This is a genomic window from Rhizobium sp. R86522 (assembly GCF_042466255.1).
In the GTDB taxonomy this organism is placed as follows: Bacteria; Pseudomonadota; Alphaproteobacteria; order Rhizobiales; family Rhizobiaceae; genus Allorhizobium.
Map to the genome: position 1 here is coordinate 2,830,540 of NZ_JAXHBX010000001.1, position 24,117 is coordinate 2,854,656.

General features: G+C 60.3%; 17 protein-coding genes and 1 tRNA gene. 5 read left to right on the forward strand and 13 right to left on the reverse strand.

The window, feature by feature from the left end; genetic code table 11:
- The first annotated feature begins 219 nt into the window (after positions 1-219).
- A complete protein-coding gene (locus SJY08_RS13875) occupies positions 220-531 on the forward strand; it encodes an ATPase inhibitor subunit zeta (RefSeq protein WP_069042093.1) in 312 nt (103 codons plus the stop codon).
- Positions 532-577: 46 nt separating this feature from the next.
- Here SJY08_RS13875 and SJY08_RS13880 read toward each other — a convergent pair whose 3' ends face one another.
- Positions 578-1,567 (reverse strand): MBL fold metallo-hydrolase, encoded by a 990-nt coding sequence (locus tag SJY08_RS13880; RefSeq protein ID WP_377276323.1) that lies wholly within the window; start codon positions 1,565-1,567, stop codon positions 578-580.
- Positions 1,568-1,801: 234 nt separating this feature from the next.
- On the opposite strand from SJY08_RS13880, the gene SJY08_RS13885 reads away from it, so the two are divergent.
- Entirely contained in the window at positions 1,802-3,208 is a 1,407-nt protein-coding gene (locus SJY08_RS13885; protein ID WP_377276325.1) for a DHA2 family efflux MFS transporter permease subunit, read from the forward strand.
- Here the strand turns inward: SJY08_RS13885 and SJY08_RS13890 are convergent, their stop codons facing one another.
- Genes SJY08_RS13890 through SJY08_RS13900 form a run of 3 tightly spaced genes read right to left on the reverse strand, consistent with a single transcriptional unit; the run spans position 3,209 to position 6,092 of the window.
- Positions 3,209-3,592 carry a VOC family protein gene (locus SJY08_RS13890; protein WP_377276327.1) on the reverse strand — a complete coding sequence of 128 codons (384 nt, stop codon included), beginning with the start codon at positions 3,590-3,592 and terminating at the stop codon, positions 3,209-3,211.
- 56 nt (positions 3,593-3,648) lie between these two features.
- Positions 3,649-4,431, reverse strand: a complete 783-nt coding sequence (locus SJY08_RS13895; protein WP_377276329.1) for an RlmE family RNA methyltransferase — start codon at positions 4,429-4,431, stop codon at positions 3,649-3,651.
- A 2-nt stretch (positions 4,432-4,433) separates the two neighbouring features.
- Positions 4,434-6,092, reverse strand: a complete 1,659-nt coding sequence (locus SJY08_RS13900) for a Ppx/GppA phosphatase family protein (protein WP_377276331.1) — start codon at positions 6,090-6,092, stop codon at positions 4,434-4,436.
- A 298-nt stretch (positions 6,093-6,390) separates the two neighbouring features.
- On the opposite strand from SJY08_RS13900, the gene SJY08_RS13905 reads away from it, so the two are divergent.
- Both SJY08_RS13905 and SJY08_RS13910 read left to right on the forward strand, forming a co-directional pair.
- Positions 6,391-6,464: transfer RNA gene (locus tag SJY08_RS13905), tRNA-Gln, on the forward strand.
- 305 nt (positions 6,465-6,769) lie between these two features.
- Positions 6,770-8,716 (forward strand): integrase, encoded by a 1,947-nt coding sequence (locus SJY08_RS13910; protein WP_377276333.1) that lies wholly within the window; start codon positions 6,770-6,772, stop codon positions 8,714-8,716.
- Positions 8,717-8,761: 45 nt separating this feature from the next.
- On the opposite strand, the gene SJY08_RS13915 is transcribed toward SJY08_RS13910, so the two are convergent.
- Complete coding sequence (locus tag SJY08_RS13915; RefSeq protein ID WP_377276335.1) at positions 8,762-11,083, reverse strand: hypothetical protein; 2,322 nt, start codon at positions 11,081-11,083, stop codon at positions 8,762-8,764.
- 160 nt (positions 11,084-11,243) lie between these two features.
- Here SJY08_RS13915 and SJY08_RS13920 point away from each other — a divergent pair, with 160 nt between their 5' ends.
- Positions 11,244-11,645 carry a hypothetical protein gene (locus SJY08_RS13920; RefSeq protein ID WP_377276337.1) on the forward strand — a complete coding sequence of 134 codons (402 nt, stop codon included), beginning with the start codon at positions 11,244-11,246 and terminating at the stop codon, positions 11,643-11,645.
- Positions 11,646-11,963: 318 nt separating this feature from the next.
- Here the strand turns inward: SJY08_RS13920 and SJY08_RS13925 are convergent, their stop codons facing one another.
- The 8 genes from SJY08_RS13925 to SJY08_RS13960 all read right to left on the reverse strand — a co-directional run bounded on the left by SJY08_RS13925 (position 11,964) and on the right by SJY08_RS13960 (position 23,808).
- On the reverse strand, positions 11,964-12,728 hold the full coding sequence (locus SJY08_RS13925) for an ATP-dependent Zn protease (RefSeq protein ID WP_377276339.1): 765 nt from the start codon (positions 12,726-12,728) through the stop codon (positions 11,964-11,966).
- A complete protein-coding gene (locus SJY08_RS13930; RefSeq protein ID WP_377276341.1) occupies positions 12,725-14,629 on the reverse strand; it encodes an ATP-binding protein in 1,905 nt (634 codons plus the stop codon). Before SJY08_RS13930 ends, SJY08_RS13925 begins: the two co-directional genes overlap by 4 nt.
- Positions 14,622-15,086 carry a hypothetical protein gene (locus SJY08_RS13935; protein WP_377276343.1) on the reverse strand — a complete coding sequence of 155 codons (465 nt, stop codon included), beginning with the start codon at positions 15,084-15,086 and terminating at the stop codon, positions 14,622-14,624. The genes SJY08_RS13930 and SJY08_RS13935 overlap by 8 nt, the downstream gene beginning before the upstream one ends.
- A gap of 152 nt (positions 15,087-15,238) precedes the next feature.
- A complete protein-coding gene (locus SJY08_RS13940; RefSeq protein ID WP_377276345.1) occupies positions 15,239-16,240 on the reverse strand; it encodes a hypothetical protein in 1,002 nt (333 codons plus the stop codon).
- 440 nt (positions 16,241-16,680) lie between these two features.
- On the reverse strand, positions 16,681-17,850 hold the full coding sequence (locus SJY08_RS13945; protein ID WP_377276347.1) for a hypothetical protein: 1,170 nt from the start codon (positions 17,848-17,850) through the stop codon (positions 16,681-16,683).
- Between the two features lie 519 nt (positions 17,851-18,369).
- Positions 18,370-21,627, reverse strand: a complete 3,258-nt coding sequence (locus tag SJY08_RS13950; protein ID WP_377276349.1) for an error-prone DNA polymerase — start codon at positions 21,625-21,627, stop codon at positions 18,370-18,372.
- Positions 21,624-23,135, reverse strand: coding sequence for a Y-family DNA polymerase (locus SJY08_RS13955; protein WP_377276351.1), 1,512 nt, complete (start codon positions 23,133-23,135; stop codon positions 21,624-21,626). Before SJY08_RS13955 ends, SJY08_RS13950 begins: the two co-directional genes overlap by 4 nt.
- Positions 23,056-23,808, reverse strand: a complete 753-nt coding sequence (locus SJY08_RS13960; RefSeq protein ID WP_377276353.1) for an ImuA family protein — start codon at positions 23,806-23,808, stop codon at positions 23,056-23,058. Before SJY08_RS13960 ends, SJY08_RS13955 begins: the two co-directional genes overlap by 80 nt.
- Positions 23,809-24,117: the final 309 nt, after the last annotated feature.

Sequence of the window (24,117 nt, forward strand, 5' to 3'; positions counted from 1 at the left end):
AAGTTGGCGAGGGCTGGTAACACGTTCATGACAGGAAAGGAATAGCAAAAGCTGGCAAAGTTCCCAGGTCGCGGATCGAGGCTTCGCCGATACAGAAAAATCCGCGATCGTTAGAATTGTATCGACCCGCTACACGGTCCTTGAAGCCCTTGCTTATATAACGGGTCTGCTCTCGGGGCTGGGGGCACAACCAAGAACAAGAAGACCAGGGGATCGACAATGACTGCATTGAAGAAGCGTGCTCAGGCACTCGAAAACCAGTTCGCCCGCCAGGCGGAAATCCAGTTCAAGGCCCGCGTGCGCGGCAGCAAGATGGTCGGCCGATGGGCTGCCTATACGATGGGGCTCGACGATGTCGAAGCCTATGCGCGCACCGTTGCCGTCAAGCAGGTCGTGGAGCCGCATCGGCTGCTTGAGCAGTTGCGCCAGGACTTTTCCTCGGCAGGTGTCGTTGTGAGCGATGCCGACCTCGACAGCCGCATCCATCAGTTCATCGAGCAGGCAACCGACGAAATCTTCGCCGGTCAGTGATCCTCAGAATAAAGGGGCCGCACCTCGGCGCGGCCCCTGATCAGGCTCAGATATCGAACTGGTAGGCCTTCGGCACGTAGCGATAACCCTGGTCAACCTTCTCGACGAAACCGACGGCCGGGAACGGCATGTGGTAGCCGAGGAAAGCGAGCTTGTCGGTCGCCAGCATGTCGAAGACCTTGGCGCGGGTGGCGGCGGCTGCGGCCTTGTCCATGTCGAAGCGGACTTCCCAATCCGGACGCTGCAGCGAGAGGACGAAGTGGTTCGCGGTGTCGGCCGTTAGAACCAGCTGGCGACCTTCCGACTCCAGGCGGTAGATCATGTGGCCCGGCGAATGGCCGAATGCCGCCATGCCGGTAATCCCGGAGACCACCTCGCCACCGTCGCCGATGAAGGTCATCTTTTCGGCCATCGGCTGGACATTGGCGAGCACACCCTTGTGGCCGTTCTCGGCCGGTGTTCCGACGCGGGCCGGATCGGCCCAGAAGTCATATTCGGCCTGGCCCGTCACATAACGCGCATTTGGGAAGGTCGGCTGGCCACCTTCCATCAAACCGCCGATATGGTCGCCATGCATATGAGTGAGCACTACCGTCGTCACATCTTCGCGCTTGTAGCCGGCGGCCGTCAGGCCTTCAACCAGGCGACCGAGGCCGTTTGCACGTCCGCCCTCACCGAGACCGGTGTCGAACAGGATCACGTCGGAACCGGTATTGACCAGCACCGGGGCGAAGCTGTTGACGAACTTGTCGGAGGGCAGGAAGTGAGCCTCGAGAAGCGCGCCCACAGTTTCCGGCGACTGGTTGGTGCCGAAGGTTTCCTGCGGATTTTCCGAGGGGCGCGCGCCATCCTTGACCACCACGACCTCGAACTTGCCGACATTGAAGCGGTGCGTTTCCGGCGGCATTGCATGGTCGATATTCATAGAGGTCTCCGCACCCGACTGCTGCGCCACGGCAGCACGCGTCATGATCATGGGAGCCGCCAGTGCTACACCGGCACCGCCGAGCAGCATACGTCTTTTCATAGAAATCATCGCAATCTCCTCAAACAAAATTCGCCCAGGCCCTGCGCAGGCTCACCACGACATAGGGGAAAGGCGGGCGGCGGGTAGCGGTCTCACACCATCGTGATGCTTTCTGATCCAGACGACGGGAACCTCGCTTCCTTGGGGGTCCGTTTCGCTGGCGATCGGCGGTTTCAACCCGGGCTTGTCTGCGCTATGTGACGCTTAAGACCGGCCGCAGTCGCGACATCTTCCGGAATGCCGATGAACCGCATCACACCGCTTATTCTCGCCGTAGCCCTGTTCATGGAACAGATGGACTCGACCGTGATCGCCACGGCCCTTCCGACGATCGCGGCCGATCTCGGCGTGGGGCCGATCACGCTGAAGCTCGCACTCACCTCCTATATGGTGGCGCTTGCGATCTTTATTCCCGCGAGCGGCTGGATGGCGGATCGTTACGGCGCCAAGCGGGTGTTCCGGGCGGCGATTGTCGTCTTCATGCTCGGTTCGCTGTTCTGCGCCATCTCCGATTCGCTTCTTACCTTCGTTTCTGCCCGCTTCCTGCAGGGTATGGGCGGGGCAATGATGACGCCGGTCGGACGTCTCGTTCTCTTGCGCACCACGAAGAAGAGCGAACTGGTCTCCGCAATGGCGCTGCTGACCATTCCCGGCCTGCTTGGCCCGATCACCGGGCCGCCGGTCGGCGGGTTCATCACGACATTCTTCAGCTGGCACTGGATCTTCCTGATCAATCTCCCGATCGGTCTCCTCGGCCTCTGGCTGTCCAGCGTCTACCTTCCCGAGATCGAGCCGGTCGAGACGGCGCGGATCGACTGGAAGGGCTTTCTCCTGAGTGCGGTGGCGGCATCCGGACTGGTCTTCGGCCTTTCGGTGATGAGCCTGCCGGCTTTGCCCGTCTGGGTCGGAGCCGTCGCAACCTTGATCGGCATCTTGTCGATGATCCTCTACGTGCTGCATGCCCGGCGACATCCCGCACCAATTTTGAACCTCACCCTCTTTGCCAACAGGAGCTTCCGCGCCTCGATCGTCGGCGGCACGCTGTTCCGCATCGCCGCCGGTGCCACGCCTTTCCTGTTGCCGCTGATGCTGCAGCTCGGCTTCGGCATGACCGCCTTCGAATCCGGCATGATCACCTTCATTGCCGCCGTCGGGGCGATCTCCACCAAGTTTATCGCAAGACGTGCCTTTGCCGCTCTGGGCTTTCGCAATGTGCTGATCATGGCCGGCATCTTTGGCGCGCTGACGACGGCTGCCAATGCGCTGTTCACGCCGGCGACACCTGTTCTTCTGATCATGGCGATCCTGCTGGTCGGCGGCTTCTGCCGCTCGTTCTTCTTCACAGGAGTGAACACTCTTGGTTATGCGGAGATCGAGGATCGCGCCGCGTCCCAGGCGACCTCGCTTACCTCCGTGCTGCAGCAGGTAAGCCTGGCGCTCGGCGTCGCCGCCGCTGCCTCGATCCTCGAGGCCAGCACGCGGATGTCCGGCGAGGGCCTGTCGCTCGGTGATTTCCACCTGGCGTTTGCGATTGTCGCGGGTCTTTCGCTGTTTGCGGTCGTGCCGTTCTTCGGCCTGCCACGCGATGTCGGCTCGGCCGTCTCCGGCTACCGGCGGGCAAGCGAAGACGAGACGATCAACGTCAAGTGACTATTCCGGTCGCTCGCAAAGCGCCGAAAGCTTGTTGCCGTCGGGATCCCGGACGTAACAGGCATAGAAATTCGGATGAAAGTGGCGAATGCCGGGGGCGCCGTCGTCCGTGCCGCCATGGGCGATTGCTGCGGCATGGAACGCATCGACTGCCGCGCGCGAAGGCGCCTCGAAGGCCGGCATGGAGCCATTGCCCACCGTTGCCGCGCGGCGATCGAAGGGATGATTGATCCAGAACCGGCAGCGGCTATCGCCGGCGGTGGCATAACCCGCCTCGTTCTCGTCCGTTTCACGGCGCTCGATGCCGAGCGTCGCCAGGACAGCATCATAGAAGCGGATGGCGCCGGTCAGATCGTTGATGCCGACGGTGATGTAAGTAAACATGACAGATGCTCCCTCCGCTTGGCCCAGGCTTAAGACACCGCGCTTCCACCTTGACCTCAGTCCTGATCCAGATCCTCGGTGGCGGGCATATCTTCGCGCGGATCGCGGGCGAAACCTTCCTCGTCCAGTTCGACAACGCCTGGGCCATTGCGGCCCTTGAAGCCCTTGGCGAGCAGGAACATCTCGACCAATTCCTGGCGCGACGAGGCTGGCTTGATATGCAGGACCTGGCGGAAATTCTGCTTCAACATGTTGAGCAGATCCTTTTCCGTGCCGCCCTGGAAGGTCTTGGCAAGGAAATGGCCGCCCTCGGCCAGAACCTCGACGGCAAAGTGTGCCGCCACTTCGCACAGATGCATGGTGCGAATATGGTCGGTCTTCTGGTGGCCAGTGGTGGGGGCTGCCATGTCCGACAGGACCAGGTTCGGCGTGCCACCGACGGCCTCGATCAGCTGGCGGGGTGCATCCGGATCAAGGAAGTCGAGCTGCAGGATCTTCACGCCCGGAATCTGCGCCATTTCCAGGAAATCGATCGCGGCGACGCGGATATCGTCGTCGGTGGAATCGGTGACCTTGGCGGCGATCTGCGACCAGCTTCCGGGGGCCGCACCTAAGTCGATGATGCGCTTGGCGCCCTTCAGGACCTGATGCTTCTCGTCGATCTCCAGCAGCTTGAAGGCGGCGCGGGCGCGGTAGCCCTCGAGCTTGGCCCGCTGGACATAGGGATCATTGATATGCCGCTCGAGCCAGCGTCTGGAAGAGGCCTTGAGCTTGCCCTTCTTGACCTTCTGGCCGAGCTTGCGGCCCGTGCGGTTACCGCCGATGGGTGGTTTCGCCATGGTCAGCGCTCCCTGGATACTGGAGGACGTCGATTGCGGCCGCGGCGCCAAACGCCGTCATCGGCCATCATGTCGGTGAGCAGGCCTTCGCGAAGGCCGCGGTCGGCGACGCGCATGCGGCTCGAGGGCCAGCGACGGCGGATCGCTTCGAGGATCGCGCAGCCGGCCAGAACGAGGTCGGCGCGATCAGGGCCAATGCAGGGATTGGCGGCGCGACCGGCATAATCCCAGGAGAGGAGCTTTGCCTGCATCGCCGTCACCTCGGCATCGGAGAGCCAGAGGCCGTCGACCTTGCGGCGATCGTAGCGCGGCAGGTCGAGATGCACGCCGGCGAGCGTCGTCACCGTTCCCGAGGTGCCGATCAGGTGGAAATCATCCATGCTGCGCGGGATATCGGGGCATTCGAACTTGGCCAGCATGCCCTCGACCTCGCGGGTCATGCCTTCGAAGATATCAGGCGTGACGTCGCGACCGCCATGCCGTTCGGAGAGCGTCACCACGCCGACGGGCAGCGATGTCCAGTGGGTGATGTGGTTGGCAAGCCGGCTGGAGCGGTTGTCTTGGATGCGGATGACCGCAATCTCCGAGGAGCCGCCGCCGATGTCGAAGAGCACCACGGAGCGCGCTTCCCGGCCGACGAGCGAAGAGCAGCCTGAGACGGCAAGCCGCGCCTCGGTCTCGCGATTGATGATTTCGAGCTGCAAGCCTGTCTCGGCGGTGACCCTCTCCAGGAAGAGCTCACCGTTTTCCGCCGCACGGCAGGCTTCGGTTGCGATCAGCCGCATGCGCCTGATGTCACGGCCGGACAGCTTGCTGGCGCAGACGCGCAGGGCATCGACCGCGCGGTCCATGGCGTCCTGCGACAGGCGGCCGGTGGAGCCAAGGCCTTCGCCGAGACGCACGATGCGGGAAAAGGCATCCACGACACGGAACTGGCCAGGCCGGGTCGGCTGGGCAATCAGCAGGCGGCAATTGTTGGTGCCAAGATCGAGTGCCGCATAGAGGTCATCCGGCCCGCCGTCCTGGGCCGGGCGGCCCCGCTCAACAGCGGGCACGGTCTTTTGCTGCACATGGGCAACCGGATGCGCGTTGGGTGCAGCATGCGCCTGGGCTCGACCCGGCTTTGCCGCGGCGGCCGAGGGCGGCTCGGAACCGGCCAGCGGGCGAACATGGCCCGGCTTCTGGGCTACCGCATGGCGGTTTCGATTGCGCTTGCGCTTGCGACCGGGGCGCGGGCTTGCCGGATCCGACCCGCCCTGCTCTCCGATCCGCGCCGCACGCGACTGAGGCTGCATGCCCTGCCCGCCGCGGCCGCTGTCCCGCAGGTTCGCGGACGCCACAGTCTCTGTGCTGCCCGTCGCGTCTTGGTCATGGATCTTGCCGTTGGGATTGGCACTGGTCGCAGCCGCCGCGCCGGGACCGCCGCCCTTGCCGCGACGACGGCGCTTTCGCTTGCGGATGGGACCATCCGCAAAGACTGATTCGGAACGTCGCTCGGCGACCGGCGTGCCCGCCGATCCTGCCGAGGCAGAAGCCTCGTGACCGTTTTTAACCGGCCCCGTCTTCTTGCCCTTGCCGCGCCGACGGGGAGACCCGCCCTTGCGCTTGCCTGTCGACGCCCCCTCGCTGTTCGGCTGTCCGCCGCGATTGGGGTCTGTCACTGAAGTTTTCCACTGCACCGCGCAAGGCGCCAAGATCGACGCATGCCGCTGGTGTCATCATTCGTTTCGTTGGGCAAAGCATACCAGCGCCTGCCCGGAGCACCAAACGGTTTTTCAAATGGGCCGCCGGGAGCATGGGGCACGGCTGCGAGCGGCCGGCCACGGCGCTCAACGAGCGGCCGCCGACCTCGCGTCACGCTCTTTTGCGAAAGCTGTCATTTTTTTTGAAATTCAGTCTTTGCAATGCCGGATGTTTTGGCTATAAGCCCGCTCACCGATCGCGGCAGCGATACCCTGGTGGGGAATAGTTCAACGGTAGAACGACGGACTCTGACTCCGTTAATCTTGGTTCGAATCCAGGTTCCCCAGCCAATTCTCCCAAAAAGCCTTGATTCTCGTGTTTTTCCGTCGTGCCGGATCCCGTTTTGGCGTCATCGGCGACCTGATGCCCAAAACTGATGCCCAAAGGTGAGACCCAAGCCGAAATAGGCACGGGGTGACCTTCGGGCCTGATTCAGGGTGTCTACGTCATGGCAGTCCGCCACGGGGTCGAAAATCTTATCCGCCGGGGAAACATCTTCTACTGGCGGCCACGCATTCCAGCAGCCTTCATTCACTGCCAACCCGGCAGCCGACTTTCACTGACCCTTCATTGTTCGGATCATAGGAAGGCACAGATGATCGGCCGCAAACTCAACACGCGGCTTGCCGAATTGAAGATGCAGTCGAAGGAAACAATGTCCAAGCAGCAGCTCCAGAAGCTCTTTGAACATGAGCGCGACAAGGAACTCGAGCGACTGGGAGAGATCAGCGAAGCCGCAAAGATTTTCGGGCGCGCGGGTGATGTCGTTGACATGGAGCTCGATCTTGAAGCGGGCTGGGCCTACCAACTCCTCGCCAAGTTCGGAACCCGTGTGGAACTCTCCCTGGAGGAAGGGTGCATCGGCCTTAGCTATCTTTTGAAGAATGGCGTACCAGTCTCTCACGTCGATGCCATCCGCATCAATTATCGTGCTGAGCGCACGACAGCCGTGAGCGCAAGTTTTGAAGCTGGCATCAGCAGGCTGATGTACCACTTCGAAATTGAAGACACCGCGATTAATCGCCAGCGAGCAGCGTCGAAGATCTTCGAGGGTCGCGCAGCAGCCCTTCTCGAGATCGATGAGCGCCACGAACTCGTTGATAAAACCTTGAGCGAGTTCACTGGCGGCGGCAGACCTGCCCAGCGCGCACCGCAGGTCCCAGCAGTCGAAGTTGTCGCTCCGGTTTTAGACCAAACTCCTTCTATTCCCGCGGAGGCGGAGGTCCTGCCTGAACCCTTGGCCCCGGCCCCGCCCTCGGAAGAAGCAAAGCCTGCCTATCTCGATCTTACGCCGCGCCCGGCAGAGCCAGGCAAAGCAATTGTGACACCAAAGTCGGGGACACAGCGAGTGGTCCCCGTTTCTGACTTCGAGCAGGAATGTGAGAAGTTGATCGCCAATATGGGTAACGAGTGGGAGCCAGCGACCGGGCGAGATGCGATGGCGTTGGTTCGAATTTTCAAGTCCGTTCTCATCGAGCACGGCGTCGAACATTCAGGCCAGATCGAGCAGTATCACATCGGCCAGCTCCGTCAGCACCTAAACCATATCCCCACAGACTGGGGACGAAGCAGCAGAATGCGTGTCATGTCAGCCCCGGAATTGCGTGCTGAAGGTGACCGATTGAAACGCTTGGCTGAGGCTGCCGGAACCAAGCCGAAAGTGGGGCTCGCGGCCACGACAATTCGCAAACATTTCGGAAACCTTCAGCATTTTCTGAAGCACCTCAAAGGCCACGGTTTCGAAATCGAGGCCTGGACTTTCGAGGGTCTGCGACCGAGGAAGCCGAAAGCAGGAGACATTCGTCACCAGCAATACAAGCCTACGCCGAAAGACATCGCTCCGATTTTCTCGACTCCCGTCTACACCGGATCTCTGGGCCAATTTCGGCAACGGAAAAAGCCCGGCCCGCACGTCTTTCACGACTCGCTCTATTACCTCCCGATCCTCTTCACCTATCTCGGGCCGAGGCGCAAAGAATTTGCCGGGCTGGCGGTGGATGACATTGCGAAGGACGAGGATGGATATGTCATCATCCTTCGAACCAATGCCTACCGCCGCCTGAAAAACAGACAGTCGAAGCGGATGTTGCCGCTCCCAGACGAAATGGTGCGTCTTGGCTTCATCGAATATGTCGAAGCAATCAAGAGATTGGGCTATGGGCCGCTGTTCCCTGACCTCTTCTCCGACAAAACCAACAATGATCCCGGCGATCGCTTCTACGATACATTCGTGCCCATCATGCAGGAAGCGCTGGGCGAAAAGATGTGGGAACGGGCGATCCATGCGTTCCGCCACGGCATGGCAGATACATTGAAACAGGCCGGAGTGTCGCCGGATGTTATCGATGATATCTCAGGTCGCCTCACCGAGGGGAGCGAGACCAATACACGCTACACCAACCCTGCCGGGCTCCCACTGATGCGGAGCGTTCTTCAAAACTACCCCGTGATCACGTCGAACGTCGAACACAAGCCACTCCAGCTCCTGCCTTGGATTGAGAACAAGCAGTCGCCTCCGTGGGCGCGTGAGGGGAAGAAATAAGAGCGTCGAGGCGGAAATGATTTCCGCCTCGATCAACCCTGCCCCCTACGCTGCTTCCCAGACCTGGTTTAGAATACGCGCGGCGAGCGCCGACTTATCCTGAGGCAAGAAGCGACCATAGTGTTTTGCCACCATGTCTGCGGTGTCCTGGATGGCGTAGCTCGCCTGCTCATATGAGCCCGTCTGCTTCAGGATATGTGTGGCAAGCACATCGCGGACATTGTGCGGGCCGTGGGGCAAGAGGCCCTTGATGGCCCCTCGCCCGGTATAGGGATTGTAGATGCCGTATCGCTGGATCGTCAGCCGCCACGCTTCATAGAAGCTGGTGATGTCATAGGCGGCCTCAGTGCTGGTCGTTTTGACCGTCTTCACAAAGAAGGTTCCGGGATCCTCTGCCGTTCGCAGCAGCACTGATCTATGCCGTTCGACATAAGCGTCGATGTAGCGATAGAGATCGAGAAGATCCGGCAGGATCAGCCGAAAGGGCTTGTCGCCGAAGAAAGAGGAATGGGCATTCTTGAATGCGACAGCCGGGATCAACACTTCCCAGCCGCCGTCTCGATCGCTCCACCGGATCTCGCCGCGCTTCATCTTCTCGAGGACACGCTCAGACCGCGGGATCTGCCCCCGAGGGCACAACATCAATTGCCGCAGGTTCTTCTGGCGCAGTCCGAGATGCAGCCCAAGTCGCAACATCAGAAATGAGCGGACGGCTTCGGCGGCTGGCCGAGGATATAGCTCCTCATCGGGCATCAGCCGAATGATTTCTTCCGTGATCTTCCTGTACTCGCCGACCGGGCTTTCAGCTTCCAGCACGGGCATAATGGGTTCGAAGGGATCGCGATGGACGCGGGCGATGCGCTGAATTTCCTTCACGCGTTGTGACGCGTGTTTGTGGAAGTCCTCGCAGGCGCCATGCCAGTCCTCGCGGGCGTTGTCGATCTCGTTTTGAGAGACGAGCCCCGGAATCGCATGCACCCGGGTCAGAAGCTCTGGATGTTGGCGAAGCCACCCAGTCCCCTCCTTGGTGATCGCCAAAGCAATGCGCAGCATGTCGATTTCCCAGGACGTATAGAATCCCCGGCGGCTCTCCCGCCATTGCAGATACCAGTCCCAAACGCCTGGAAAGATCAGAAGGCCAAAGGTCAGATGGCGCAGGGGCACCCCGCAACCTTGAATTTCTCCGCTCTTCGAGGCCGCCAGCGCCCCGAACATCAAGCCAAGATGTTCGATCTTTTGGGAAGCAGTTTCTTCGCCCCAGACCCCGCTGCGCTGAAAGCCGATCGAGGTTAGCGCAGACGTTTTGAAACGAACGAGATCGGCCATCTCCATGGCGAGCGCTGGCGGCGCATCGATAACACCAGAGAGAAGGTCGGGATCCTCGATTGCACCGTGGTCGTCCATAGTAACGTCAATCTTTCCACTCGGGTGCACCTGCCCCCCATAGGCTACTCCTGGGAACCGGATGGCATAGCGCTGCTTTGCCGCCGCCGCCTGAAATTTCCGATAATCGGTAGAGCCGCTGATGATCACCCGCCGGACCCATTCAAGAATTTCCTCCCTTTTGGCGAACGGCAGAGAGTTGAAATCATCGGGCAGATGCCAGGCCAGTCGGCGACGCTCGGCAGGCTCGATCCCAGAAAGATCAAAGCCTGAGCATGAGCGTGCTTGGTGCGGCAGCTTCGCCTTGAAATAGCCTTGGGGCAGTCGGTAGCGGCGCTCGATCCTCCCCAATACCTCGAAGCTATCTGTGCTGCGGGGCACACGCCTGCCCTCCATCCAGCTCAGGATCGTGTTCTTGTCAGTCGGTTCATCCGGTCGAACGATTGATCGGTGCAGGACCCAATAGGTTTCACCGTGCCGCCGCATTTGAAGCGCCAGAGCCTCGGCAAAGCCGGAGGGTTCGATCCACTCGGCGAAAAGAGGCTCGGGAAACTCCACTGTCGCCGAGGACACTCTCTGCGAAGCCGTCGGCTCGATAGCTGACTGGCGCGATTCCGGCCCCTCTTTCGCCCTAGCGGGTTTTGCTGCTTTACGCTCCGCTGCCACTCGGCGGGGCCTCGGGACAGATCGATCGGCTTCAGACAGGCTGCCGTCCCTGCCCCAGCGGATGATTGCATCGAAGCCCGGATCAAGTGCACGGTGATGCGTTGCCAGCAGCTCTGCGTCGACACCAGTCACTCTGGAAACGATTTGCCAGTCGGTTCTGCCATTGGTTCTCGGCGGTCCGCATCTGCGCTCGATCAAGCGTCGCATGTAGGCTTTGAGCGCCTCAGCGTCATCGCTGGAAAAGATGGGGTTCAGTCGCTGCAGGCAATAGGCGTCGATCTTTCGCTGAAAGGTTCTGATGGCTGTAAGCTTCGTCATTTCACATCATGCTCGTGGTTATTCTGCCCCTCGATCGAGAGGGGCAGTCGAGCTAGGCGAGCTGCGTTAACGAAACGTTTGAGATTGGGGGCGCTGTGGAATTCCGATTCAGAATCAAACGGCGTTTTATGAAGTAATGGGGGGAATACGTCCGGATCAGATGAACGCCGTTCGGCGCTCACTGCTTGGCAACAGCGGTAAACACGAAGGCACCGAAGCTAACTCTGGTCAGCTCTCACTCATCCTCAGGAGCGCCATCTGGATGGAGAAGGTGAAGCTTTCGCCGGAACGGACGGTCATCGACCCGGTACTTTCCTACGAGATCATCGAAAACGAGATCGCTTTCGCGCTCGTCAAAGCCCTGGTCGACCAACATCGAGACGATCTTTTCCTGGAACTTCTCCAGCTCGGCTTCCTGCCCCTTTTCAATCGCGCGCCGGATCAGCCAGAACAGGGCGACACGGGCAACGTCATCTCGCTCTGGGCGCTTAGCCCGCCTGTTTGCGTCGCGCAGTGCCTTTTGGCGCTGCCTCGCTGCTTTCAATGTCATGAGCCCTCCTGATAGATTTCTGGCCCTATCATGGTCAGGGGACCGGCGGCGCGACACAAGCTTGTTTTGGCTGAATCGAAACCATCGAGTGCTGAATCTGAAATCCAGAGTTTGGAATCAAAAGAGCGCAATTTGTTTTGAGTTGTGGGCGCTTTGTTTCAGCGCGAGACAGGTTGTCTGCGCATGAAAGCTGTTGCGGAATCGATCTGCCAGACTTCTGAATCAGAAATCCCGAAGTCGGAATCAAACATGCGCAATTTGTTTCAGATTACCGGCAACGCGAGATGCCTTGCCGACAACTCGAAGTCAGTTGGCCCAAATCGACATCGTTTATCGGATGGCAACGCTGGTCCGGTCATCGAGGATGTCGATTACCGCCTCCCCATCCAGCGCCTGCTGTTCAAACAGAACCGCCGTCAGCCGATCAAGCTTATCCCGGCTTCCGGTGAGCAGATCCATCGCCTTCGCCAACGCCTTCTCGAGCCGAGCATGGACGCGAGCGGCAAGATCCGGATGCGCATCGAGGACTTGGGTCGGATCCTTGTCGTCACGGTAGAGGAGCGGCTGCACCGCCCCAAAGCCGAGACTGCGCTCCATCGCCAAGGCAAGCCTCGTCGCGCGTGCGAGGTCACTGTCTTCTGATCCCGCCGAGCCGACGGACACGGAGCAGAAGACAATCTGCTCTGCCGCCCGCCCGGCCAGCAGCATCGCCAGCAGGTCTTCCCGGTAGCTCAGCATGTCACTTCCCGACCTTTGGAAGGCAAGAAGACTGTACCCGCCATCGGGCATATCGATGGTGATCCCCTGGATTGGACCAAGCTTCAGGACATGGTGGACCACCGCATGGCCCGCTTCGTGGACAGCGAAGCGCCAGCGTAGATCGTGCGGAAGCTCTGGCCTGTTCATCCGGACGGCGTCCTCCAGATCCTTGTAGCGGATAGGACGCTTCTGCCTGCGGGCGACATGGCGAGCCTCACGAACAACTCGTTCGACATCAGCCCCGGTAAGCCCCATCGCACGGGTCCCCAGACGCTTCAGAACCGATTGAACATCGCTCTCGGTCGATCCGGTATTGCTCTTGGCTTGCTCGGTCATTGGCTTCCTCCATTCAGCGCCGCCTGTTGACTTAGGCTGTCCTCCGCATCCGGGGACGGCTCGGCGATCTCGGGTTTATCCTTGGTTGGCACCTGCCCCTCGGCGACCAGAACGTTCAGATCCTCGCCGAGATGATGCCGGAAGATCTCGGCCAGTGTCGCGGTGTCAGGCCTGGGGATCTCGATCTGGGTTTCCAGCCGCCCGGAACGTTTCAAGGCCTCGTCGATCTGCTCCGGTCTGTTTGTGGCGCCGACAACAATCAGGCCTTCGCCCTTGACCGCACCATCCAGCAGTTCAAGCGCCTTGTTGACGACCCCATTCCAATAGTCCGCGTATTCCCGCTCCGCCGGCTGCCGCTTTCCGATGCCGTCGATCTCGTCGATGAAGAGGATCGCAGGTGCAACCGCACGCGCCTCGGCAAAAGTCCGGGCCATGCGATTGAGGACGTCACTCAGATGCGCACCCTGGAGCCAGGTCGAGACCGAACTGACCACCAGCGGCACCTGCAAGCTGTTGCAGAGCGCCCGCGCAAATGTCGTCTTACCGGTCCCCGGTGGTCCCGAGAGAAGCAATTTGGTGCTCATGTCAGACCATGCGAGGGCCGAAGCGCGGTAGTCATCGAGATCCGCCTTCAGATCGAGCGCCCAGGTCTTCGCCTTGCCGTATCCAGGGAGCGTCTCGACCGCGAGGCTCGGTGGGCTGCCGTCTTCGCTCCAAGGCTCCGGCTGAATGACCTCGGCCCCGGAGGGCTTGTCCCGCCGCCATCCGCTACTGCTACTGTCTTGCCCCGAAGCAGAGGTGTCATGGCTTGCCCGGCCAGGCTTTTGCTTTGACGTCTTGGAGCCACTTGAGGAGCCGTCGCTCTCATCGTCGTCATTCTCGCCGTCGCGCGCGGCGATGCGGTTGCGCTCAGTTAGGGAAGCAAGGATCGCAACGACCTCGGCGGCGCTGCGCCCCGGTCGGAAGGCCAGCACGACGTCATCGATCGTGAGGTAGTGAACATCATACGCATTCGTCCACCGATCGAGTGGCAACCTGCCGCTTGGTCCATAGACGGCTTCCAACATCAGGACGAGGAATGGGTAGTCCAGCCTCCCGCCGACCAGATTGATGTCGGCCGCGATACTGATCTCGTCCGGAGCACCTTTCGCATCTTCGCAGATTGCAACGACGGGATAGTCACGTCGTAGCGCGTTGAGGAGCCGCCGCTGCAGATTGCCGCCTGCTACACGACGCAAAAGGTGACCGAGCAACAGAACGTATGTTCGTCCGGGCCCCTCATCCCCGGCGATGGTCATGTCGTCATAAACATACTCACCATCGAGCCCTTTAAGATCGCCACCGGGTACAAAACTCGGGACTTCGATCAGCCGTCGGATTGCCGGTTCAAAGCCGATGATCGGCGCATGCAAGGCGATTACGGGAGCCGGCATCGCCGCCTCGCGGACCACGGAGGCCAGGGTCACACGGGCTCTCTCGATCGTCCTCGCAAGAACGATGGCAGCGGTGATGTTACTGACGAGCGGACCTTTGCCAGCCTGGCCGATTAGGCCGATGGCATAGGCCCGGCTTGCATGGTCAGCGTCAGACAGGCGCTCACTTTTGGAACCGGACTTCCGCCGAGATTCCGACCGCAGACCCGCGCTCGCGGAAGTACCTTCGAACGCTCCCGCCGTTGGCTGCAGATAGTCGCCAAAGTGCCGCCGCACCCATGCCAAGTCCTTGTCCCGATCGTCGGTGAGGGACGAGGTGTCGAACACGGGCGTGTAGCGCCGGACCACGTGACCGTCGATCTCGATGGCCTTCACGTCGAGCAAACCGTTGCGCAGGGCGTTGCGCCTCGCCTCGCGCCGGGCAAGCTGTGCGAGCCGGTGAACAAACAAACGGGCGATCTTACTCATCAGTTTTGCCCTCCGCAGTTTCGGCAACAATTGCCAAGTCGGATCGGCCAAGGTCTCGTGCCCGCAAGGCGCGTTTCCGGAGATGGCCCGGCTCTGGCCGGGCGCGCTCGCGAACCCTGCGACGCTGGATCTGCATGGCGGTGTTGCGGCTGCGCTTGGCGAGCCAATCCATAACCACTTGGCAGGCTGGATCGCCACGCTCGATATGGACTAGCAGGTGGGCCATCACGCGAGGCGGCACGGCGCCAGTCAGTCCGTCTTGGGTCCGAACGTGACCAAGTGCGAGGCCGATCGCGACGGCAGGATCATCCGTGGGCGATTGATCGGTGGGGGCACGCCGGGTACGGAGCAAGGCATCGTGGGGACGGTGGCAGTCAAGTGTCGTCGGTCGGTTGCTCGGGGTGACAGCTTCGCAATGCATGCGCGGCAGCCCCTCCGAATAGGTTTCGGAAGACATGGGAACTCCTTGGCTGGACCGCATCAGGGTCCAGCGCAAACGGGGAACGGGGAATGGTGAGAGGATCCACGGCCCGAAAGCGGTGGCGATCAACGCCCACAGCCTGACGGCAAGCGCCTGGCTGCAGTACTCAGATCATCAAACGGATCAGATCAATGCGGCGCAGGACGGCGAGCGTAGCCGACGCGGAAGAAGACCGGGCGCGGCTTGTCGACATCTATTGAATCCAGCCGCTCGAAGCTCTCTTCCTCCCAGGGGGCGCGATCCAGATCCTCGTCGAACGATCGGGCAGCCATATCTTCCTCGAACGTCCGGTCCGGGCCGTTGAGGTTGATCCGAGGTGGCTTCGGCGCGATCAGCTCGGCTTTAGTATCGGCAACCGCTTCGGCGAACCGCTCATCCACCCCAATAGCCTTGCGCGCTTCCACTTCGAGAAGCTGCTGCACCCGGATGCCGAAGCGGCGGCGCAGTTCCGCCATGCAAGATGCGGCCCCGTCGATCTCAAGCAGGTCATCGATTTCGGAGAGCGCCCAGATGCCGGTGGCGTGATCACTCGGACGGCTGGCTCCATCGACGATCGCGACTTCAACGGTATCAACCATCAATCGCTTTTGGGTCTTGTAAAGCCAGTCCGGCAAAACCATTGCCGCGGCCATCATCTTTGTCTTCAGTTCCTCGAGGCGGCTGGTATCGCCATATGACGCGAGCGAGCGCTTGAGGTCGAGGATGTAGGCCGTGTGTCGCGCGCGGTTCACCACGATCAAGTCCGGCGTGTAGCTGCCCTTGGCCGGTGACTCGCAATCAAGTTTGATACCGTCGAGGCTCGACCAATCATTGCCGGACACCGCTTCAAGCGCTGCCTTGACCAGCGGCAGTTTGAGCGATTGCGTCAGCACCAGCACATTCGGATTCGCCCGGGCCACCCGTTCAAACGCGTATTCGAGCAGCTTCCCTTCGCGGAACGAGACCGCCCGGACGAGCGACGCGATGTGAACGTAGTGGCCCAAGATCTCATCTTCGGTCGGTTCGCCATCCGTGATCGCAGTGATGGCGCGATCGATGAGGACATCGAGATCGGCTTCGACGTCTGCGAAGCGGACGAGGTGCGGATGCCGGCGCAACACGGCGGGTTCACGGATCGGCGCGGCAGCCACATTGCGGCCAAAACCAAACGTGCGCGGGCGGGAGCCTGACATGGCCGATGCGCTGGCGTTGGCGAGTGAGTTGAGAACTTCCCCATAGGGGACAGAAGCGGTATTCGTGCTCATAGCCCGATTCCTTCTTATCAAGGTTGACGGTCAGGCCCTTGTCGATGTTGGCGCATCGGCTTGGGCCGCTTGTTCCGGTCATCCGGAACGCGCTTACCCTGGCAGGACCCGAGCTGGGGCTCAAGGACCCTGGGAACACAAAACAGAACAAAGCCGGTACAAGGTTAACGGTGGGCTCACAGCGTCCGGACAGCGATCGCATTCGAGATCGCCCATCGGATCCCATCCTCAATCAGGTCGGAACTGATCCCCAAATTGAAAAGGGCCGACGAGCGGCCCTTTCGAGTTCGATGGCAAAATGGACAGTCAAGCCTTCCGATCGGACCTCAAGCTGCTGGCGCTGAGGCGAGTTTGGCTTCGCCGAGGACGGCAGGACGCGGACTGTGGGACTGGGGTTTGGCGAGGGCCTCCGACAAAGTCGGGATCGTCGTCTTCTTTTCCGGGGCGGTAAGGTTTACCCTAGCGTCGACACCGACCCCGGCAAACATCGACTCCAAACCTTCCTTCAGTGTCGGAAAGGTCTCGGCTATCAGTTTTGATCCCCTCGCCAGTTTAGCCGTCGCTTTCTTGGCGGGCAGCACGTCAACGGAAGCGGCTTTAGCCTTCAATGCTCTCGACTCTGGCGGCTTCGGAGCCACCCAATTCAGCAGCGGGAGCACTTCGTTTTCCAACCACGCGCGAAGTCCCGCTTTGTCCGGCCAGGTATCTTCGCCGCCCATGTTGTAAAGAAGATCGCCGACTGCTGCCCATTTCGTGCGAGCCGGAAGCAATGTGGAGTTGATGTGGTAAGCTGCTTCGGGGTGCGGTGTAACGAACTCGGCAAGACTTTTCAGTTCCTCCCTTGCCAGCCGTGCAGTCAAAGCCGTTCTCTGAACAAGAGCTTTTTTGACGATGTTTTGCTTCGGCAGCGCTTCTTCGATATGCGCGCGGATTTCATTCACGTGTGCGATGAATGACTTCATGCCTTCGCGGACCTTGAGCGCAACGATAGCCTTGAGACCGTCAGGACCGCCGACATCAAAGGGATCGACGTCCTCCTCCTGCTCGGTACCTTCCTTGGACCCGGAAATGATTGCCGCCACGTCTTGGACCCTGAGACGGCCAGTCTCCCGCGCCATGCCGATCGCTTGCTCGATCTGGTCGGGGCTTGCCGAACTCAGCTTGCCAACAACGGTCGGGCCGACGGCGAGCTCCACGAGAACCTGCCTGTATGCACCAAGGTTACGTGCCGTGGCGCGCAATGTCCGGATGTGGCGTGCCGTGTAGCCGCACCGCTCGGCCGCCCATTGTTCTACGGTTCCATCCGGCAGCAGGGTGGCTGCCTGTTCGAGGTGCTCACCGAGTTCGAAGGTCTCTTCAGTGGAGCGTCGCGTCGCGCTGATGAGAAGAACTGCAGTGCTTTCGAGGCGGCTCTTGATGTCCTCGGGGACTCCATGGGCCTTATAGAACTGGTCTGCGGTGGGGGCGGGCGGCGGCGTCTTTGTAGTGTTGGTCACGAGATAACTCCTGCGTTGTTTTCACGTTGTAGACCGATGTGAAGCCTACCCCTTAATTATGAAGCAACTGAAAGTAATGTCAAATCAGCGACGACTAATGAAATTGTCAACAATTAGCGATTTGCTTAAATCATTACTTCATATACTTGAGAAAATGGGGTTATCCACAGGCGTGAGCTCCTTGTTGCTTCATTTTCACCCAAGTAAATCCCAAGCTCCATTTTGGGTGCTCAGACCACCAAACCCACCCCTAGGATCCCTTCACTTGCGCTTCCCATGATCTGCGCGACCTGGTAGCCAAAAACGAACGGCGGGGAGCGCTTTGCGAGGGATCGGCGTGCAATGGCGAAGGCAGTTCTAACGACCAAGGTCACGCCCCAGCGACTGCCATCGAACACCCCTTATGAATAGCCGTCGGCAAGGTGCTCCAGAGCACGCTCGAACGCGTCAGGTGATAAGCTAGTTGTCATGAATCGATGGATAGAGTGCCGTCACGCTGACGACAAGCAGGGGACCAGGTCACTGGAAATTCCGCGCCTTGATCTTCAGGCTGTCGATATGCAGATCTCGAACAAATATGTCCCGCGGTGCCGGAGGCGCCCGATCCCTTGTATCGCCTCCTCCAACGGACCCATGGGCAAACTCGTCACCACGACCCGTGGTCAGCTCGAACTCCATGTCCCTGTCAGCGAGTCCCGAGAGATCCGACGACAGGTCAAAAAGTTGTTGTGCGACGAGATGAACGACATCACCTTCCCGCTGGATGCGCCCGTTGATGGCCATCAAGGATGCTCCGAGTACTACACGCCGCCGCTTCTCGAAGAGTTTCGGCCAGACGACAATGTTTGCCGGTCCAGTTTCGTCCTCAATGGTGATGAACATCACGCCTTTTGCAGAGCCCGGCTTTTGTCGAACGAGCACGAGGCCCGCTGTCATGAGCCAGCGCCCGTCCCGCGCCGTCATCGCCTCTTCGCAAGTGATGATGTTGCGCTTGTCCAGGTCCGCCCGCAAAAACGCAATCGGATGGTCCCGAAGTGTGAGGCCTGTATGGCCATAATCTTCAACGACGTTGTGACCCTCGGTCATTTGCCGTAGCTCAACACCTGGTTCGACCTGCTCTGCAATTGTTCTCATCTCGCGCTCTGCTGCTGCCGCAAAGAGCGGCAAGGGCTCGTCGCGCAAAGCCTTGATGGCCCAGAGCGCATCGCGTCGCTCAAGCTTCATTGACGGACGAAACGCATCGGCCTCGGCGAGTTCAACCAGCGAGGCGGCTGGCACCCCCGATCGCCGCCACATGTCATCAACGCTCGCGAAGATACCATTCATCCGGGCCGCGACGATCCGGGCTGCGTCCGCAACCGCTAGGCCTTTTACCATCCGCATGCCCAGTCGCATCGCATGCCGCCCGTTGTCATCGATCTCCTCCAAGGTGCAATCCCAACGGGATCGATTGACACAGACGGGCAACACCTCGACGCCGTGCGCTCGGGCATCACCGACGATTTGGGCAGGTGCGTAAAATCCCATGGGCTGACTGTTGAGAAGCGCTGCGCAAAATACATCCGGGAAATGGCACTTCACATAGTTGGAGGCATAGGCGATCAGCGCGAAGGAGGCAGCGTGGGATTCCGGGAAACCGTAGGACCCGAAGCCTTCAAGCTGGGAAAAGGTCTTCTCGGCAAATTCAGACGTGTATCCATTCTTCACCATGCCGGAGACCAGCTTTTCCTTGAAGCGGCTGACACCCCCGGTGAACTTGAAGGTCGCCATCGATTTGCGAAGCTGATCGGCCTCGCCGCCGGTAAAGCCGGCACAGACCATGGCAACGCGCATTGCGGATTCCTGAAACAGGGGAACGCCGAGGGTCTTGCCCAGAACCGCTTCCAGTTCAGGTGTCGGATACTCGACCTTCTCCTTGCCCTCTCGTCTGCGCAGGTAAGGATGCACCATGTCGCCCTGGATCGGACCCGGACGCACGATCGCCACCTGGACAACGAGGTCATAAAATGTCCGGGGTTTTAGGCGCGGCAACATCGCCATCTGTGCACGGCTCTCGATCTGAAACGTCCCCAGCGTGTCGGCGCGGCGGATCATCGCGTAGGTTGCCGGATCCTCCTGCGTGATCTTTGCCAGATCCAGATCATCATTCTTGTGCTCGCGGATCAGGTCGAAAGCCTTGGACATGCAGGTGAGCATGCCAAGCGCCAATACGTCGACCTTCATAAATTTCAGCGCCTCGACATCATCCTTGTCCCATTCGATGATCTGGCGGTCCGCCATGGATGCCGGCTCGATGGGAACGAGATCATCAAGGCGATCATGGGTGAGAACGAAGCCGCCCGGATGCTGCCCGAGATGGCGTGGTGCGCCCATCAGTTGCTGCGCGAGTTGCAGGGTCAGCACCAGGCGTCGATCATCCGGATTGAGGTTGAGCTCCCGCACATTGCGGTCGCTCACTTCTTCCGACCAGGACCACATGCCCGACGACAAGGCCTTGATCAGATCCTCCGGCAGGCCAAGCGCCTTGCCGACATCGCGGATGGCGCCTTTCGCCCGGTAGCGCGTCACCGTTGCACAAAGCGCCGCCTTTTCTTTTCCATAGGTCTGGTAGATCCACTGAATGACCTCCTCGCGTCGCTCGTGTTCGAAGTCGACGTCGATGTCAGGAGGTTCATCGCGTTCCTGGCTGACGAAACGCTCGAAGAGCAGGTCATTGGTTTCGGGGTCGATCGAGGTGACGCCGAGTATGTAGCAGACGGCGGAGTTCGCGGCCGATCCCCGCCCCTGACACAGAATGCCCTGGCTTCGCGCGAACCGCACAATCGAAAAGACCGTCAGGAAGTATGGCGCATATTTCATCTTCTCGATCAGATCGAGTTCGTGCCTGATGATCTGCAGCGTTTTTGGCGGCAGACCTTCCGGATAACGAGCGGGCACGCATCGCCAGACATAGTGCTCCAGAGATTGCTGAGCAGTCTTTCCCGGAACGATCGCCTCCTCGGGATACTGATAGGTGAGCTCCTCCAAGGAAAACTTGCAGCGATCGACAATCTCCATAGTTCGGCGCAAGGCTTCCGGATATCGAGGAAACAGGCGCTCCATTTCTTCAGGAGGCTTCAAATACCTGTCTGCATGACGTTCGCGCTCGAAGCCGACAGTATCTATCGTCGTGTTGTGGCGAATGCAGGTGACAATGTCCTGTAGCTGGCGCCTGGCCGGCTCGTGAAACAGAACGTCATTGGTGACAACCGTTTTCACTTTGAAGAGCGCCGCCAAGTTCGACAATTCATGCAGTCGCAGTTGGTCATTGGGTCGACGCCTGAGACACAGCGACAGATACGCCCGGTCGCCGAAGATCTCTGCCAGTTTTCGAAGCTGGACGGCGCAGGTGTCATCGGCAAGATCGGGGACAAGAATGGCAAGCAGGCCATCGCGATACTGCGCGACATCATCGAGCGACAGGATGCAGTTGCTTTTCCCACCACGGCCTTTGCCAAGCGTGATCAGCCGGGTCAGCCGGGAATAGGCGGCCCTGTCCGTCGGATAGACAAGGATGGACATCCCGTCAGCCAAATCGAGACGACAGCCGACCACCAGACGAACCCCTGTGGCACGCGACGCCTCGAGCGCCCGCACAATACCGGCGAGCGAATTGCGATCGACGACACCGATCGCGTCGATGCCAAGATCGCGTGCCGTGGCAAACAGGTCGTCGGCTGACGATGCGCCGCGCAGAAACGAAAAGTGGGTAGTGACCTGAAGCTCGGCATATCTCATGCGAAGATCCCCTGGACAAACCACTTGTGCGAGCCGGTGCCGCCATCGACCCCGTCACCGGCACGAAAGACCCATAGCCGTTCGCCCCCCTCGTCCTCGATGATGAAGTAATCCCGAACCGCAGCCCATTCCGACGTGCGTTGCCACCACTCGCCAAAAATCCGCTCAGGTCCGTCGGCGCGCTTCACTTTCCGGCGTTTTCCACGCCACGTGACGGCAACCGGTGGATGGTCGGGCAAAAGCGCAATCACTTCGATCAGCTCCGGATAGGCCATCAGGCGGACCGGACGCGGCCAGTGATGAGACCAGGACTCAGTTATATCGTCTGCCACAGCGGCGATGCGCTGGACACTGCGTTCCGGCACGTCAGAGGCGACGGGAGCCAGCCGGTAAACCCGTTGCCCGCGATTGCCGAAGATATCGATGAGCGGTGTGATGTCCTGGACCTCATCCTCGACAAGTCCGGACGATCTCTGCGCTTCGTCCAGCGGTTCCGCCATGATCGCGATCAGCGTCAGTTTTTCGATCCCGAAGCCCGGATCGATCTTTTCCGTCCGATCTCGGAACAGCTTGGTCAACCACGCGACGTCGCGCGCTGGCTTGGCAGTCCCCGCCCGGATGGCCTGGACAGTATTGTCGACCCGGTGGACGATCAGATCGGCTCGGCGAACACCCAGCCCTTGGCTTTGCAACGCATCGCAGAGCTGCACGACCAAGCGGCCGACATATTTGTTGATGGTTTCGGCTGCCCCGATCGGTTCCTGGAACGCGCGACTGACCTCAACCAGTTCCGGACTGCGGACAGGCTCAATAGGCTCTCTGAGGCGCCCAAAGGTCTGGTCGAGGCGACGCGCGATTTCTGGGCCGAAGCGAAGAGTCAGCGGTGCCCGCGCGGTGGCTGACAACTCGCCGATGGTGCGAAAGCCAAGGGTTTCTAGATCTCTGACCGTATTTTGAGGCAGACGAAGCAACGAAATTGGCAAGTACTCGACCGCACGCATTGTTTCGCCATGCGGCACGATAACTGTGTTGCGGTTGATCGCACGTGCGCAAGCATGCGCTGCCCCCCAGGTGTCTGCAATCGCGACACGCACGGTCAGGCCCCTTGAATGGAAGCGATTGGCGATGCCTGTCAGCATGAGAAGTTCTCCGCCCCGAAGATGATCGGCGCCATCCGTGTCCATGACGATGCCGTCAGACCCATCGAGGGCAACGATTGGCGAATACTGGGCAAGCGCCCACAGACTGATACGTTCAAGGGCGGCGGCATCCGCTGCCGGATCGGCATCGATCATCGTTAGCCCCTGAAACAGAGCCTGGGCCTTTGCCGCCGGCATGCCGACACGCACCCCAGCCGCCTTTGCGGCTGCATCCGCCGCCGACACCCAGCGCTTTGAGCCGCTCTTTGCGATCACGGCAATCGCCTGCTCAGCCGGAATGGCGGGATCGGTGCGACGAATGCGATCCGTCGGAAGATCCGGAAGGTAGATCGATACGACCCTGGTCATCACATGCTCCAACGATAAACTCAGCACACTCGCCCGCACGCGATCTCATCAACTCCAGCAACCAGGTTGCGCGCCCCAAGCCGGGCACAGGCAGCGCCCGGGATGGCAAGGCGCTGACCCGCCATCTGGTTGTGGACGCGGTCGGTTGGCCAAAGTCATTCGCCTCCGTCTGTCGGCGCCATCGGCGGACGACAAGCGCCAGGCTAGCCTTCTTCTCCGCAGCAAGCTGAAGCCGCCTACTGGCCACCATTGGCAGGCGAACGAGTTCACCGACCACGGCACCCAGACCGCCGTAGGACAGCGCCTCCTCCATGGAGGCGAGCACGTCTTCTTCCCGATCGCCCTCGACGAAGATCACCCTGTTGGGATCAAGCCCTGCCTGCGCGAGTGCGGGGAAGAACAGATCCGGCCGTGTCAAACACCAGACGATCTTACCTTTGGTGCGGGCGGCAATACCCGCGACGAACAGGGCAGCCGCCGCACCATCAACGGTTCCGGCACCACCGCCGGCGAATTCATGCAATGCGCCGCGAGCAAGTCCACCACCTGGCAGCACCTGGTCGATCTCGGCGACGCCGAAAGGCAGACATGCGGACTGCTTCGCCCTCCCTCCCTCAAGACAGGCGATGCGATCACGCAGATCCGCTATGACGTGCTCGCGCGCAGCCGCCATCGTTCACGCAAATCCTCTCGGTTCGTGTTGAGAAAATGAACGGTATCATGCCGTTTTCTCTGATGAAGTTCACGTTCTGTTCTGGACGTGATCGAGAGTCAAGGTCTCTAAAATAGGAAAATTCTCCTTCACTTTAGCAGAGAGAGAGATTCACGAGCCGAATCAGCGCGGTACAGTTCGCGGCGAAGTCGGCACCGCCGATAATAATTATTTCTGAAAACGGCACAGGCTGCCAATCGCGTCACCGCTTGCAGGGCTGCGGGCACAACAGTTCGAAGGCTCAATGCTTCGGACGCGAAAGACGTCTTG

Bases quoted from the DNA above. Each gene is read 5' to 3' on its own strand.
- SJY08_RS13915 (WP_377276335.1), bottom strand. From the start codon at position 11,083: ATGACGAAGCTTACAGCCATCAGAACCTTTCAGCGAAAGATCGACGCC.
- SJY08_RS13920 (WP_377276337.1), top strand. From the start codon at position 11,244: ATGAACGCCGTTCGGCGCTCACTGCTTGGCAACAGCGGTAAACACGAA.
- SJY08_RS13960 (WP_377276353.1), bottom strand. From the start codon at position 23,808: ATGGCGGCTGCGCGCGAGCACGTCATAGCGGATCTGCGTGATCGCATC.
- SJY08_RS13925 (WP_377276339.1), bottom strand. From the start codon at position 12,728: ATGACCGAGCAAGCCAAGAGCAATACCGGATCGACCGAGAGCGATGTT.
- SJY08_RS13950 (WP_377276349.1), bottom strand. From the start codon at position 21,627: ATGAGATATGCCGAGCTTCAGGTCACTACCCACTTTTCGTTTCTGCGC.
- SJY08_RS13885 (WP_377276325.1), top strand. From the start codon at position 1,802: ATGAACCGCATCACACCGCTTATTCTCGCCGTAGCCCTGTTCATGGAA.
- SJY08_RS13880 (WP_377276323.1), bottom strand. From the start codon at position 1,567: ATGATTTCTATGAAAAGACGTATGCTGCTCGGCGGTGCCGGTGTAGCA.
- SJY08_RS13955 (WP_377276351.1), bottom strand. From the start codon at position 23,135: ATGACCAGGGTCGTATCGATCTACCTTCCGGATCTTCCGACGGATCGC.
- SJY08_RS13910 (WP_377276333.1), top strand. From the start codon at position 6,770: ATGATCGGCCGCAAACTCAACACGCGGCTTGCCGAATTGAAGATGCAG.
- SJY08_RS13875 (WP_069042093.1), top strand. From the start codon at position 220: ATGACTGCATTGAAGAAGCGTGCTCAGGCACTCGAAAACCAGTTCGCC.
- SJY08_RS13890 (WP_377276327.1), bottom strand. From the start codon at position 3,592: ATGTTTACTTACATCACCGTCGGCATCAACGATCTGACCGGCGCCATC.
- SJY08_RS13895 (WP_377276329.1), bottom strand. From the start codon at position 4,431: ATGGCGAAACCACCCATCGGCGGTAACCGCACGGGCCGCAAGCTCGGC.
- SJY08_RS13930 (WP_377276341.1), bottom strand. From the start codon at position 14,629: ATGAGTAAGATCGCCCGTTTGTTTGTTCACCGGCTCGCACAGCTTGCC.
- SJY08_RS13935 (WP_377276343.1), bottom strand. From the start codon at position 15,086: ATGTCTTCCGAAACCTATTCGGAGGGGCTGCCGCGCATGCATTGCGAA.